At 65.9% G+C, this 12,792-nt stretch carries 12 protein-coding genes; 5 read left to right on the top strand and 7 right to left on the bottom strand.

Annotation, left to right across the window (positions count from 1 at the left end):
- Positions 1 to 200: 200 nt before the first annotated feature.
- From accD to argE, 4 genes are all read right to left on the bottom strand, one after another.
- Positions 201 to 1,076: an acetyl-CoA carboxylase, carboxyltransferase subunit beta gene (accD, locus tag ASD87_RS12690; protein WP_056321862.1), complete on the bottom strand. Its 876-nt coding sequence runs from the start codon at positions 1,074 to 1,076 to the stop codon at positions 201 to 203.
- Positions 1,077 to 1,113: 37 nt separating this feature from the next.
- Positions 1,114 to 1,977, bottom strand: coding sequence for a tryptophan synthase subunit alpha (gene trpA / locus ASD87_RS12685; protein WP_056321859.1), 864 nt, complete (start codon positions 1,975 to 1,977; stop codon positions 1,114 to 1,116).
- A gap of 2 nt (positions 1,978 to 1,979) precedes the next feature.
- A complete protein-coding gene (gene trpB, locus ASD87_RS12680) occupies positions 1,980 to 3,179 on the bottom strand; it encodes a tryptophan synthase subunit beta (protein ID WP_056322725.1) in 1,200 nt (399 codons plus the stop codon).
- 120 nt (positions 3,180 to 3,299) lie between these two features.
- The gene (gene argE, locus ASD87_RS12675; protein ID WP_056321856.1) at positions 3,300 to 4,451 is read right to left on the bottom strand and encodes an acetylornithine deacetylase; all 1,152 of its coding nucleotides are present in this window, start codon (positions 4,449 to 4,451) and stop codon (positions 3,300 to 3,302) included.
- A 143-nt stretch (positions 4,452 to 4,594) separates the two neighbouring features.
- Here argE and ASD87_RS12670 point away from each other — a divergent pair, with 143 nt between their 5' ends.
- Positions 4,595 to 5,908, top strand: coding sequence for an MFS transporter (locus tag ASD87_RS12670; RefSeq protein WP_056321854.1), 1,314 nt, complete (start codon positions 4,595 to 4,597; stop codon positions 5,906 to 5,908).
- A gap of 75 nt (positions 5,909 to 5,983) precedes the next feature.
- Here ASD87_RS12670 and ASD87_RS12665 read toward each other — a convergent pair whose 3' ends face one another.
- Positions 5,984 to 8,263, bottom strand: coding sequence for a bifunctional (p)ppGpp synthetase/guanosine-3',5'-bis(diphosphate) 3'-pyrophosphohydrolase (locus tag ASD87_RS12665; RefSeq protein ID WP_056321851.1), 2,280 nt, complete (start codon positions 8,261 to 8,263; stop codon positions 5,984 to 5,986).
- A 107-nt stretch (positions 8,264 to 8,370) separates the two neighbouring features.
- Here ASD87_RS12665 and ASD87_RS12660 point away from each other — a divergent pair, with 107 nt between their 5' ends.
- Positions 8,371 to 9,204: a zinc-dependent peptidase gene (locus tag ASD87_RS12660; RefSeq protein ID WP_056321848.1), complete on the top strand. Its 834-nt coding sequence runs from the start codon at positions 8,371 to 8,373 to the stop codon at positions 9,202 to 9,204.
- Entirely contained in the window at positions 9,201 to 9,710 is a 510-nt protein-coding gene (locus ASD87_RS12655) for a flavodoxin family protein (RefSeq protein WP_056321846.1), read from the top strand. The genes ASD87_RS12660 and ASD87_RS12655 overlap by 4 nt, the downstream gene beginning before the upstream one ends.
- 101 nt (positions 9,711 to 9,811) lie before the next feature.
- Here ASD87_RS12655 and ASD87_RS12650 read toward each other — a convergent pair whose 3' ends face one another.
- Positions 9,812 to 10,162: a RidA family protein gene (locus ASD87_RS12650; RefSeq protein ID WP_056321843.1), complete on the bottom strand. Its 351-nt coding sequence runs from the start codon at positions 10,160 to 10,162 to the stop codon at positions 9,812 to 9,814.
- Between the two features lie 72 nt (positions 10,163 to 10,234).
- Positions 10,235 to 11,410: a nicotinate phosphoribosyltransferase gene (pncB, locus tag ASD87_RS12645; RefSeq protein ID WP_056321839.1), complete on the bottom strand. Its 1,176-nt coding sequence runs from the start codon at positions 11,408 to 11,410 to the stop codon at positions 10,235 to 10,237.
- 157 nt (positions 11,411 to 11,567) lie between these two features.
- Between pncB and fdxA the strand changes: the two genes are divergently transcribed.
- Positions 11,568 to 11,891, top strand: a complete 324-nt coding sequence (gene fdxA / locus ASD87_RS12640; RefSeq protein WP_006389264.1) for a ferredoxin FdxA — start codon at positions 11,568 to 11,570, stop codon at positions 11,889 to 11,891.
- A 51-nt stretch (positions 11,892 to 11,942) separates the two neighbouring features.
- Positions 11,943 to 12,743, top strand: coding sequence for a ferredoxin--NADP reductase (locus ASD87_RS12635; RefSeq protein ID WP_056321835.1), 801 nt, complete (start codon positions 11,943 to 11,945; stop codon positions 12,741 to 12,743).
- Positions 12,744 to 12,792 lie beyond the last annotated feature (49 nt).

Genomic DNA, 12,792 nt, shown 5'->3' with positions numbered 1-12,792 from the left:
CAAACGGACATGAAAAAGACTGTTCCGGACCACGCGTAATTCAAGCTTGCGATTTTGCGCTAGGCCGCCTTAGCAAGTGGCGTGCCCGGGCTTTGACGCTGAGCGCAAAAACAAAAATGCCGCCCGAAGCACGAAGCTGCTGGCGGCATTTTCCGAAGCCGGCGCGGCCGTCATGCGGCAGCCCGGCGCCGGCAGCATTGTCAGGCAGTAACCACGTCGGCCGGTTGATTGGTCAGCAGCGCCAGCAGGCGGGCAATTTCTTCGCGAAGCTGGCGGCGATCCACGACCATGTCGATGGCGCCCTTTTGCAGCAGGAATTCCGCGCGCTGGAAGCCTTCCGGCAGCTTTTCCCGCACGGTCTGTTCGATCACGCGCGGGCCGGCAAAGCCGATCAGGGCCTTGGGTTCGGCAATGACGACGTCACCCATGAACGCAAAGCTGGCCGACACACCGCCCATCGTGGGATCGGTCAGGACGCTGATGAACGGCAGGCCGGCGGCCGACAGACGGGTCAGCATGGCGTTCGTCTTGGCCATCTGCATGAGCGACAGCAGGCTTTCCTGCATGCGCGCGCCGCCCGAAGCGGCCACGCAGATGAACGGCGTCTTGTTGTCCAGGGCTGCCTGCGCGCCGCGCGCAAAGCGCTCGCCCACCACCGAGCCCATCGAGCCGCCCATGAATTCGAATTCAAAGCAGGCCAGCGTGGCAGGCACGCCGCGGATCGAGCCGCTCATGACCACCAGCGCGTCGGATTCGCCCGTGGCCTTGACGGCCTCTTGCAGGCGCTCGGGATACTTGCGCGTGTCCTTGAACTTCAGGGTGTCGACCGAACGCGTGGTCTGGCCGATTTCGACGCGGCCTTCCATGTCGAGCAGCGAATCGATCCGGGCGCGAGCCCCGATCCGCATGTGGTGGTCGCACTTGGGGCAGACGTGAAGGTTGGCTGCCAGGTCTTCGCTATACAGCACCGATTCGCACGACGGGCATTTCACCCAAAGGCCTTCGGGAACGCGGCGGGCGCCGCTGTCGCTGGTTTTGTTGATGCGAGGCGGCAGGAGTTTATCGATCCAGCTCATTGAGTATTCATCCCGTTTGAGATCGCGACCCGGCCGCTCAGGCCGACGCGTTCTCTCGTTTTACTTGATCCAGCGCCTGCCGGATGGTGCGCAGCCAACCGCTGGCGGCGGCGACTGCGGCGTCGGTTTGCTGGGCAGCCGGTGCGTTGGCGACCGCCTGCTCCATGGTTTCAATCAGTTTGCTGCCAATGACCACGGCATCGGCCGATCGGGCCACGCGCTGGGCGCTTTCGGCATCGCGGATGCCGAATCCCACGCCGACCGGAATGTCGCGCACGTGGCGGCGAATCAGGGCCACGCGGTCGGCGACGTCGTCGGTGTTCAGCGAACCCGCGCCCGTCACGCCCTTGAGCGACACGTAATACACGTAGCCGCGCGCCACCGTGGCGACGGCCTTGATGCGTTCTTCGGTGGACGTGGGCGCCAAAAGGAAGATGGGCGCAATGCCGTGCTCACCCAGGGTGGCAGCGAACTCGATGACTTCCTCGGGCGGATAGTCCACGACCAGCACGCCGTCCACGCCGGCCTGTGCGGCGCGGCTGGCGAATTCTGCCTGCCCCATGCGTTCGATGGGATTGGCGTAGCCCATCAGCACCACCGGCGTCGCGGTGTCGCGCTGGCGGAAATCTGCCACCAGTTCGAGCACGCGGGCCAGGCCCACGCCCTGCGCGATGGCGCGGTCGGCGGCGCGCTGGATGACGGGGCCGTCGGCCATGGGATCCGAGAACGGCACGCCCAGTTCGATGACGTCGGCGCCGGCATCCACCAGCGCGTGCATCAGCGGCACGGTGGCGCCGGGGGAAGGATCGCCGGCGGCGATGTAGGGAATCAGGGCCGCGGCGCGGCCGGACTCTGCGGTGCGCGCGAAAGCCGCGGCAATGCGATCAGTGCGGGTTGTCATGTTCAGAGCTCGATGCCGGCGCGTTCGGCGACGGTGTGCATGTCCTTGTCGCCGCGGCCCGACAGATTGACCAGGATCACGGCGTCGCGCGGCAGCGTGGCGGCCATCTTGACGGCTTGCGCGATGGCGTGCGAGGACTCCAGCGCGGGCATGATGCCTTCGATGCGGCAGCAATCGTGAAAAGCCTTCAGGGCTTCCTCGTCGGTGATGCCGACGTATTCGGCGCGGCCAGAATCCTTGAGCCACGCGTGTTCCGGGCCGACGCCCGGGTAGTCCAGGCCGGCGGACACGGAATGCGTTTCCTGGACCTGGCCGTCCGCGTTCTGCATGACGTAGGTACGGTTGCCGTGCAGCACGCCCACCTGGCCCGCGGCCAGCGATGCGGCGTGCTTGCCGCTGTCCATGCCCTCGCCCGCCGCTTCGACGCCGATCAGGCGCACTTCTTCGTGGGGGATGTAGGGATGGAAGATGCCCATGGCGTTGGAGCCGCCGCCCACCGACGCCACGACGTAGTCGGGCTGGCGGCCGATGGCCTCGGGCATCTGCGTCAGGCATTCGTTGCCGATGACGGTCTGGAAATCGCGCACCATGCGGGGATAGGGGTCGGGACCCGCCACCGTGCCGATGATGTAGAACGTGTTTTCGATGTTGGTGACCCAGTCGCGCATGGCTTCGTTCAGCGCGTCCTTCAGGGTGCGCGAACCGGAAGTCACGGGCACCACGGTCGCGCCCAAGAGCTTCATGCGGTAGACGTTGGAGGCCTGGCGGCGCACGTCTTCGCTGCCCATGTAGACCACGCATTCCATGCCGTAGCGGGCCGCGACGGTGGCGGTGGCCACGCCGTGCTGGCCCGCGCCGGTTTCGGCGATGACGCGCGGCTTGCCCATGCGCTTGGCCAGCAGGGCCTGGCCGATGCAGTTGTTGATCTTGTGCGCGCCGGTGTGGTTCAGGTCTTCGCGTTTGAACCAGATCTGAGCGCCGCCAACCAGCTCGGACCAGCGCCGGGCGTGGTAGACGGGGCTGGGCCGGCCCACGAAATGCTTGAGTTCGTAGTTGAACTCTTCCAGGAAGGCGGGATCGACCCGATAACGGTCATAGGACGCGCGCAGTTCATCGAGCGCGTGCATCAGCGTTTCCGCCACGAAAACACCGCCATAAGGCCCGAAATGGCCCTTGGCATCCGGAAAGTCGTAAGGTTTCACCAAAGCATCTCCCCCGGCATCGCGGCAGGCCACTGCCGGCCGCAAATCCGGTTTGCAACCCGTCATTTTACCTGACGCGGACGGCACCGGCGTGCCGCCCGCCCCCAGGAGGTCCGCTCGTCAGAGGGACTGCCCCATGCGGCGCAGGAAGGTTTCGCAGGCGGCAAGCTGGTCCAGCGCCACGTATTCGTTGGGCTTGTGGGCCTGTTCGATGTGGCCGGGGCCGCAGACCACCGTGGGAATGCCGATCCCCTGGAAAAGCCCCGCCTCGGTGCCGTAGGCCACCTTGCGCGTGGCGCGGTCTTCGGTCAGCGCGCGCACGAGCTGGGTGATGGCGGCGTCTTCCGAGGCTTCCAGGGCGGGCGCGGCGGCGCCGGTCTCGATTTCGATGCTGGCGCCGTCGAATTCGGCCTTCATCTTCGGCAGCAGCTCTTCGCGCACGTATTTTTCGACTTCGGCCTGGATGTCGTCGGGACGCATGCCCGGCAGATTGCGGAATTCGTAGGTGAATTCGCACAGTTCGGGAATGGTGTTGACCGCGATGCCGCCCCGGATCTGGTTGGTGGTCATCGTGGAGAACGGCACGTCGTAGAACTGATCGTAGGGGCCGTTGGCCTTGAAGCTGTCCGCGAGATCGCGGATGCGGCAGATCAGGCGAGCGGCGTATTCGATGGCGTTGCAGCCGCGGGGCGTGAGCGAGGAATGCGCCGCCTTGCCGTGGACCTTGCAACGGAAGAGATTGATGCCCTTGTGGGCCACCACGACCTGCATGCCGGTCGGTTCGCCCACGACGCAGCCCTCGGGACGGATGCCGCGTTCGTGCAGGTCGGCCAGCATGTAAGGCGCGCCCGCGCAGCCGACTTCCTCGTCGTAGGAGAACGCCAGGTGGATGGGCTTCTTGCGCGGCATGGCCATGAATTCCGGCACCAGAGCCAGGGATCCGGCAATGAAGCCCTTCATGTCGCAGCTGCCGCGGCCATAGAGCAGACCGTCTTTTTCGACGAGTTTGAACGGGTCCGTGCTCCAGTCCTGGCCGTCCACGGGCACCACGTCGGTGTGGCCCGACAGGACGATGCCGCCCTGCTGGTTGCCGTCTTGCGCCGGCAGCGTGGCAAAGAGGTTGGCCTTGGTGCGCTCGGGGTTGTGCGCCAGCCATGCCTCGACGCCCTGGCCCTTGAGCCAGTCACGGACGGTTTCGATCAGGGCAAGATTGGAATTGCGGCTGGTGGTGTCAAAGCCAACCAGCGTTTCCAGCCAGGTGCGCGCGTTCATGTCGCTACTCTCGTGGGGAAAAGACGCAGTGTAAAGCCAGGCAGCGGCCGCGTCTCGGGCCCCTTGCGGACGATTGCCGGGACGGCTGGGGCGGCACCGCCTAGAATGTCGGCCGGATTTTAAAAAGCCCCCAAGGAGATCCCGTGCAGCACAAAGCAGTCCCCACACGCAACATCGTGGCAGCGGTAATCGGCAACGCCCTCGAATGGTATGACTTCCTGGTGTTCGCGTTCATGACGCCGATCATCGCCAAATTGTTCTTTCCCACGGACCCCAGCGTCCCCGGCAGCGAACTGAACGCCATCCTTATGACCACCGCCATCTTCGGCGTCGGGTTCTTCATGCGCCCGGTGGGCGGCATCATCCTGGGCCTGTACGGCGACCGCAAGGGCCGCAAGGCCGCCATGGTGCTGGTGACCTCGCTGATGGCCGTGTCCATCGCGCTGATCACGGTGGCGCCCACCTACCACGCGGCCGGCATCCTGGCGCCGATCTTCATCCTCATCGCTCGCCTGCTGCAAGGCTTCTCGGCCGGCGGCGAGTTCGGCACGTCGACGGCGCTGCTGATCGAAATGGCGCCCAACGGCAAGCGCGGCTTCTATGGCTCGTGGCAGATGGCGGGCCAGATGCTGGCACTGCTGATTGGCGCGGCCTGCGGCACGCTGATCACCGAGTTCTTCACCGAGCAGCAGATCGCCGACTGGGCGTGGCGCCTGCCGTTCGCCTTCGGCCTGGTGATCGTGCCGATCGCCATCTATATCCGCCGCAACGTCGACGAAACGGACGCCTTCAAGCAGATGAAGGAAGCCGACCGCCAGGCCGCCGAGCGCGGCGAGGTCAAGCGCCTGTCGCTGGGTCAGATGCTGCGCACCCACACGCGCGAGACGCTGATCGGCGTGGGCCTGGTGGTGACGGCCACGGTGTCCATCTACATCACCTTCACGTATCTGGTCACCTATTCGACCAAGGTGCTGATGCTGCCGCTGAACCAGACCTTCCTGGTGCAGATGGCGGGCGCGGCGCTGATGGTGGTGTTGACCCCGTTCATGGGCGCCTGGTCCGACCGCATCGGCCGCCGTCCGCTCGTGATCGGCTCGCTGATCGGCTACCTGATCGTGCTGTACCCGCTGTACTTCTGGCTGTCGGACGCGCCGTCGATCGGCCGCCTGCTGACCGTGCAGGTCGTGGTCTGCATTTTCGTGTCGGCGTTTTTTGGTGTGTTCAGCACGGTGATGGCCGAGCTGTTCCCGGCGCGCGTGCGTTCGGTGGGCCTGTCGCTGGCCTATAACGTGGCCGTGATGATCTTTGGCGGGTTCGCGCAGTTCATCGTGACCTGGCTCATCAAGACCACCGGCTCGCCCATGGCGCCCGCCTACTACGTGATGTTTGGTGTGGCCCTGGGCCTGGTTGCCGCGTTCTACATGCGTGATCGCGCGCATGAAGACCTGGAGCACTGAGGCCTGAACCGCCCGCCCCGCGTTGTTCAGCGCGCGGGGCAATCTCCGGCAGCGGCGCCGCTGCCGGACACCCCTCTAGCGGCGCGTCGCCGACGACACGCCTGGCACTTCGGCCAGCGCATCGAGCGCGCGCGACAGCGATTCGCCGCCGCGCACTTCCACCGTGAACACCATGTGGGCCAGCGACTGCTTGCTCTGCGTGTTCACGCCCACCACGTTAAGGCGCAGGCGCGCAAACACTTCGGACAGGTCGCGCAAGAGGCCCGACCGGTCGTGCGCGCGCACGCTGATGTCGACCGGATAGAAGGTATCGGCGGTTTCGCCCCACGCCACCTCGATGACGCGTTCGGGCTCGCGTGCGGCCAGCGCCAGGTAGCTGTGGCAGTCGCGGCGGTGGATGGACACGCCGCGACCGCGCGTCACGAATCCGGAGATCGCATCCGGCGGCGCGGGACGGCAGCAGCGGGCAAGCTGCGTCAACAGCGACCCCACCCCGACCACCAGCACGCCGCTCTTGCCGCTTTTCTCGGCGCTGCCCGCGCTGGCGTGGCGCAGCGCGGCCGGCGTGGGCTCGGCCGCGGGCGCCGGCTGCTGGAACACCGCATCGATCTGGCGCAGGCTGAATTCTTCCTTGGCCGCGGCAACGTACAGGTCGTCGGCGCGGGCAAAGCCCAGGTTCTGGGCCAGCTGTTCCAGATTGATGGCCGTCTTGCCCAGACGCTGCAGTTCCTTTTCGACGAGCGCCTGGCCCTGCGTGATGCGTTGCTGCAGTTCAATGGCGTTGAACCACATGCGCACCTTGGCGCGTGCGCGGGGGCTGGCCAGAAAGCCCAGCTGCGGATTGAGCCAGTCGCGCGACGGGCCGCCGGACTTGGCGGAGATGATCTCCACGGTCTGTCCGGTGGACAGATGCGTCTGCAGCGGCACCATCTGCCCATCGACGCGCGCGCCACGACAGCGATGCCCCAGGTCGGTATGCAGGTGGTAGGCAAAATCCACCGGCGTGGCGCCGGCGGGCAGCTCGATCACGCGCGCCTGGGGCGTCAGCACATAGATGCGCTCGTCGGTGTGCGCGGGCGCCGCCACCGCGCCGCGGCTCTTGCCTGCGGCGGCCCTGCCCGAGGCGGGCTTGGCCGGCTCGGGCGGCGTGTCCGCGCCGCCCTCGACTTCGCTGTTCCAGGCCAGCAACTGGCGCATCCAGGCAAGCTGCCGGTCGTATTCGCTGGAGGCGGCCACCTGGCCGCCCTTGGCGCCCGCTTCCTTGTAGCGCCAGTGCGCGGCCATCCCGTATTCGGCGAACTGATGCATCTCGCGCGTGCGGATCTGCACTTCGAAGGGGCGGCCATCGTCATCGGTGACCACCGTGTGCAGGGACCGGTAGCCGTTGGGCTTGGGCCGCGAGATGTAGTCGTCGAATTCCTCGGACAGCGGCGTCCACATCTCGTGCACCATGCCCAGCGCCGTGTAGCACGCGCGCACGTCGTCGACGATGACGCGCAGCGCCCGCAAGTCGTACATCTGCGAGAAGTCCAGGCGCTTGACGCGCATCTTGTTCCAGATGCTGTAGATGTGCTTGGGCCGGCCGCTGACCTCGGCCTGGATGCCGCTTTTGGCCAGGGCTTGTTGCAGGCGAGCGATGGCGCCGGCGATGAAGGCCTCGCGCTCGACCCGCTTTTCTTCCAGCAGGCGGGCGATGTGCTTGTACTTTTCGGGCTCAAGAAACCGGAAGGACAGGTCTTCCATTTCCCATTTGATCTGCCAGATGCCCAGCCGGTTGGCCAGCGGCGCGTACAGGTCCAGGGTCTCGCGGGCAAAGTCGGGCGAGCACGGGGCCTTGGTTTCGGCGTGCCAGCGCAGCGTGCGCAGCCGCGATGCCAGCCGCATCAGCACGATGCGCAGGTCGGCGGCCATGGCCAGCAGCATCTTGCGCTGCATTTCCTTTTGCGAGCCGCTAACCGCGGCGGCGTCGCTGGCCTGGCGGGCCACCACGCCCAGGCGCAGCAGGGCGTAGGCGCCCTGCACCAGCCGCGCGACCTCCGTGCCAAAGGCAACGGCGATGGGGTCGTTTCGCAGGGACGGCGCGGGGGCCATCAGGTCGGTGGGCAGCGCGGCCAGGAGCGCGGCGGTGCGCGTGGCCGCGTCGGTGTGCATGGCCGCCAGGATACGGACCACGCCGGCGCCGTGGCCGGCCAAGGGCTCGCCCGTGAGGGCGTTCTGGCCGTGGAAACGCGGCTCGGCCCAGGCGACGGCCCGGTCCAGCAACGTCAGGCCATCGGCATCCAGGCCCGCCCCGGCTTCCTGCCGCCAGGAAGCGTCGAATGGCGAAGGCGCATCGGGAACAGGCGGGGCGGACATGACGGGCGTAGCACAGGTATCTGGTTGAATATCCCGACACTCTACACTAGGGTTCAATCACCCTGAACACCCTGCCGCATCCCGGCATATGGAAGGAACCAAAGCTTATGTTGCGCTGGCTGAAGGGGCGCGGCGCCCGCCCGTCCGAGGTCGCCGAAATGCAGGCCCGCATCCCGCCCGAACTGTGGCGGCGGGTGCTGGACACCTATCCGTTTCTGGCCGTGCTGACGCAGGACGAAGCCGCCCAGCTGCAGTCGCGCGCCGCGTGGCTGCTCGCCAGCAAGACCATCAACGGCGCGCAGGGACTGGAGGTCTCGGACTTCATGCGGCTATCCATCGCCGCGCAGGCCTGCCTGCCCATCCTGAACCTCACGCCCGAGCTGTACGAAGGCTGGGACGAGATCATCGTGTATCCCGCCAGCTTCCGCATTCCGCGCTCGCGTCAGGACGAGGACGGCGTGGTCCACGAGTACATCGAGGACGCCGCGGGCGAAGCCTGGGAAGGCGGGCCGCTGGTCCTGTCCTGGGAGGACACGCAGTTGTCCGAAGGCGGCTTTAACGTGGTCATCCACGAATTTGCCCACAAGCTGGATCTGCGCTCGGGTTTCGCGGACGGCATGCCGTCGTTGTCGGCGCACCCCGAGATCCAGCCGCGCTCGTGGCGCCAGGTGCTGGACGACAGCCTGGACCGCTTCATTGCGGCGGTCGACGCCGTGGAGGCGGCGATCCCGCGCGACGTGGACCCCGAGAGCGAGGAAGCGGACGCCTGGTACGGGCAGCTGCCGATGGATCCCTACGCGGCCACGGACGAAGGCGAGTTCTTTGCCGTCAGTTCGGAGCACTTCTTCGTGGATCCCCATCCCATGCAGCAGGCCTTGCCCGAGTGGTATGCGATGCTGCGGGCGTATTACCGGCAGGACCCGGCGGAGCGGTACGCATGAAGGAATTGCTGATCGTCTGGCATTCGCGCACGGGTGCGGCACAGCAGATGGCGCGCGCCGCCGCGCGCGGGGCCACTGAAGCGGCGGCCGCGCTGGAGCAGCCGGACGATCTGCGCGTTACGTTGATGCGCGCGCAGGATGCCGGCGACGACGCTCTGCTGGCCAGCCACGGGTTCCTTTTCTGCGCCCCCGAAAACCTCGCCAGCCTGAGCGGCGAGATGAAGGAGTTCTTTGATCGCAACTACTACGCGGTGCTGGACCTCCTGCAGGGACTGCCCTACGCGGCAATGATCAGCGCGGGCAGCGACGGCGCGGGCGCCGCCCGGCAGGTCGAACGCATCTGCACCGGCTGGCGGCTGACCCCGGTCGCGCCCGCCGTCATCGTGAACCTGGGCGCCCAGACCGCCGCGCAGATCCTGGCGCCCAAGACCGTGCCGCCGGCGGATCTGGCGCGTTGCGAGGAACTGGGCGGTCTGCTGGCGGGCATCATGCTGATGGGCGCGTAACGCGGCGGGGGTAGCTGACATCCAAGCAAAGAAAAAGCCCTCGGCGTTGGCCAGAGGGCTTTTCTGGGTGCCGGACGAGGCCGGCATTCAGACTGCGTGCCTCACAGGGCGGCCGTCACCACGATCTCGACCTTGTAGTCGGGGTTGGCGAGGCGGGCCTCGACGGTGGCGCGGGGGGGCGAGTTGCCGTCGGCAACCCATGCGTCCCAGGCCTTGTTCATGCCGTCGAATTCCTTCATGTTGGCCACGTAGATCTGGGCCATCAGGATCTTGGTCTTGTCGGTGCCGGCTTCGGCCAGCAGACGGTCGATCGTGGCGAGCACTTGCTCGGTCTGGCCCGTGATGTCCAGCGTGGCATCGTCCGGCACCTGGCCCGCCAGGTAGGCAACGCCGTTGTACACGGCCATGTCCGACAGGCGCTTGGTCACGTGAAAGCGCTTGATGCTGCTCATGAGAATTCCCCTAGAGTCGAGTGGTTTGGTTGGAACTGTGTAACGCTGCCCGCGCGCGACGCCGGGGCGTCGTCAGGCAGGCGGCAACTGGAAAACCTGGCGCAGATAGGCCAGGTAGGCGGGATCGTCGCACATCGTCTTTTCGGGCGCATCCGACACCTTGGCCACCGGCTGGCCATTGCAGCGGACCATCTTCATGACGATCTGCAGCGGCTCGTGGCCCAGGTCGTTGGTGAGATTGGTGCCGATGCCGAACGACACCTTGCAGCGGCCCGAGAACTGGCGCGCCAGCTCGATGGCGCGCGGGAAGGTCAGCGCATCCGAGAACACCAGCGTCTTGGCGCGCGGATCGACGCGGTTCTTGCGGTAGTGCTCGAGCAGACGCTCGCCCCAGATGAAGGGATCGCCGGAATCGTGGCGCGCGCCGTCAAAAAGCTTGCAGAAATACATGTCGAAGTCGCGCAGGAACGCATCCATGCCGTAGACGTCCGACAGCGCGATGCCGAGGTCGCCGCGGTACTCCTTGGCCCAGACCTCCAGCGCGAACACCTGCGAATCGCGCAGCCGCGGACCGAGCGCCTGGCAGGCCTGCAGATATTCGTGGCCCATGGTGCCCAGCGGCAGCACGTCGTGTTCCTTGGCAAGCAGCACGTTGCTGGTGCCCGCAAAGTGCGGACCCATCTCGGCTTTCATGGTGGAGACGATTTCTTCGTGCCAGGCCTTGGAGAAGCGGCGCCGCGTGCCGTATTCGGCCACGCGGAAATCCGCCAGCGCGGGATCGTCCAGCACCAGGTGCATCTTGGACTGCAGGCGCTTGCGGCCCTCTTCCCAGTCCGGATGCTTGCGGGTGTTTCGGAAATAGACCTCGTTGACGATGGCCAGCACGGGGATCTCGAACAGGATCGTGTGAAGCCACGGCCCCTTGACCTCGATGCTGATTTCGCCGGGGCCTTCGCCTTCGCTGATGTGAATGCAGCGCTCCGGCATGTGGAACAAACCGAGGAAATCAACGAAGTCGCTTTTGATAAAGCGCAAGCTGCCGAGATATTTAAGCTCGTCTTCCGTGAAGCGCAACTGACATAGCTGATGCACTTCGTCGCGGATTTCATCCAGATAGGGGCGCAAATCCACGCCTTGCGTCCGGCATTTGTACCGGTACTCGACCTGGGCAGCCGGGAAGTGATGCAGCACCACTTGCATCATGCTGAATTTATACAGGTCGGTGTCGAGCAGCGAAGTAATAATCATGATTGCGCGTTTCGTTTCGCGACACCATAGCATGAAGCAGCGGGCCCTCGACACGATGGGCCACGCTGTCAATACGGGTATTGCCGGCACATCGGCGCGGCATTGGGTAAAATCCGCCCATTAAGACACATCTGCCGCCGATCCCCGGAGTACCTGAATGACCCACGTAGTCACCGAAAACTGTATCAAGTGCAAGTACACCGATTGCGTCGACGTGTGCCCGGTGGACTGTTTTCGTGAGGGTCCGAACTTCCTCGTGATCGACCCCGACGAATGCATCGATTGCGCGGTCTGCATCCCCGAATGCCCGGCCAACGCGATCTACGCCGAAGAAGACGTGCCGCAGGACCAACTCAATTTCATCGCGCTGAACGCCGAACTCTCCCCGGAATTCGCCAGCATCAGCCGCGCCAAGAAGCCCCTGCCCGACGCCGACGAATGGAACGGCAAGCAGGACAAGCTGCAATACCTGGAAAAGTAATCCACGGGCGCCGGCCGCACGCCGGACCGGCGCTTTCCGTGCGATGTCCCGATGACCGACGACTCCAAATACACGCGCCAGACCATCGCCAGCGTCCACACCTGGGTGCCGGACAAACTGTTCTCCGTGCGCGTGACGCGGGACGAGGCCTTCACGTTCGTGCCAGGCCAGTTCGCCCGGGTGGGTCTGCCCGGCGCTGAAGACCCTGACGGCGCGCCCACGATCTGGCGCGCCTATTCCATGGTCTCGGCCCCGCATGAGCCCTGGCTGGAGTTCTATTCCATCGTTGTCCCTGACGGGCTGTTCAGTCCGCGCATGGCGCGTCTGCAGCCCGGCGATGCGCTTTACGTCGAAAAGGCCCCCTACGGCTTTCTGACGCTGGAGCGCTTTGCGCCCGGCGGCGACCTGTGGCTGCTGGCCTCGGGCACCGGTCTGTCGGCCTACCTGTCCATCCTGCGCGACCCGGCCGTCTGGCGCGCTTACCGCCGCATCGTCCTGGTGCACGGCGTGCGCACCGCGGCCGAACTGGCCTATCGCGACGAAATTGAGTCCTGGCGCCGCGATCCGGCCCTGGCCGAGATGTTTGCCGCCGACCCCGGCAAGCTCGTCTACCTGCCCATCGCCACGCGCGAAGCCATGCCCGGCATGCCGCAAGCGCGCATCACCACGCTGATCGCCGATGGCCGCCTTGAGCAGCTGGCCGGCCAGCCGCTGGATCCCGAAACCGCCAAGGTCATGCTCTGCGGCAACCCCGCCATGCTGGCCGAGGCACGAAAATTGCTGGGTGATCGGGGATTCAAGCCGGGACGCCGCGGCATTCCGGGCAACCTGGCAGTAGAAAACTACTGGTGATCCCGCACTGCATGGCGTAGTGCATAAATCCACCTTTTGGCGTCACCGC

Source organism: Achromobacter sp. Root170, from assembly GCF_001428165.1.
In the GTDB taxonomy this organism is placed as follows: Bacteria; Pseudomonadota; Gammaproteobacteria; order Burkholderiales; family Burkholderiaceae_B; genus Achromobacter; species Achromobacter mucicolens.
The sequence above is the reverse complement of the archived record's forward strand: the minus strand, read 5'-3'. Positions and strand labels throughout refer to the sequence as shown.

Excerpts from the sequence above, each read along its gene's own strand:
- ASD87_RS12665 (WP_056321851.1), bottom strand. The coding sequence starts at position 8,263 with ATGTCCGCCCCGCCTGTTCCCGATGCGCCTTCGCCATTCGACGCTTCC.
- argE (WP_056321856.1), bottom strand. The coding sequence starts at position 4,451 with ATGAACGCGCGCACCTGGCTGGAAACGCTGGTTGGCTTTGACACCACC.
- trpA (WP_056321859.1), bottom strand. The coding sequence starts at position 1,977 with ATGACAACCCGCACTGATCGCATTGCCGCGGCTTTCGCGCGCACCGCA.
- ASD87_RS12635 (WP_056321835.1), top strand. The coding sequence starts at position 11,943 with ATGACCGACGACTCCAAATACACGCGCCAGACCATCGCCAGCGTCCAC.
- ASD87_RS12655 (WP_056321846.1), top strand. The coding sequence starts at position 9,201 with ATGAAGGAATTGCTGATCGTCTGGCATTCGCGCACGGGTGCGGCACAG.
- pncB (WP_056321839.1), bottom strand. The coding sequence starts at position 11,410 with ATGATTATTACTTCGCTGCTCGACACCGACCTGTATAAATTCAGCATG.
- ASD87_RS12660 (WP_056321848.1), top strand. The coding sequence starts at position 8,371 with ATGTTGCGCTGGCTGAAGGGGCGCGGCGCCCGCCCGTCCGAGGTCGCC.
- fdxA (WP_006389264.1), top strand. The coding sequence starts at position 11,568 with ATGACCCACGTAGTCACCGAAAACTGTATCAAGTGCAAGTACACCGAT.
- accD (WP_056321862.1), bottom strand. The coding sequence starts at position 1,076 with ATGAGCTGGATCGATAAACTCCTGCCGCCTCGCATCAACAAAACCAGC.
- ASD87_RS12650 (WP_056321843.1), bottom strand. The coding sequence starts at position 10,162 with ATGAGCAGCATCAAGCGCTTTCACGTGACCAAGCGCCTGTCGGACATG.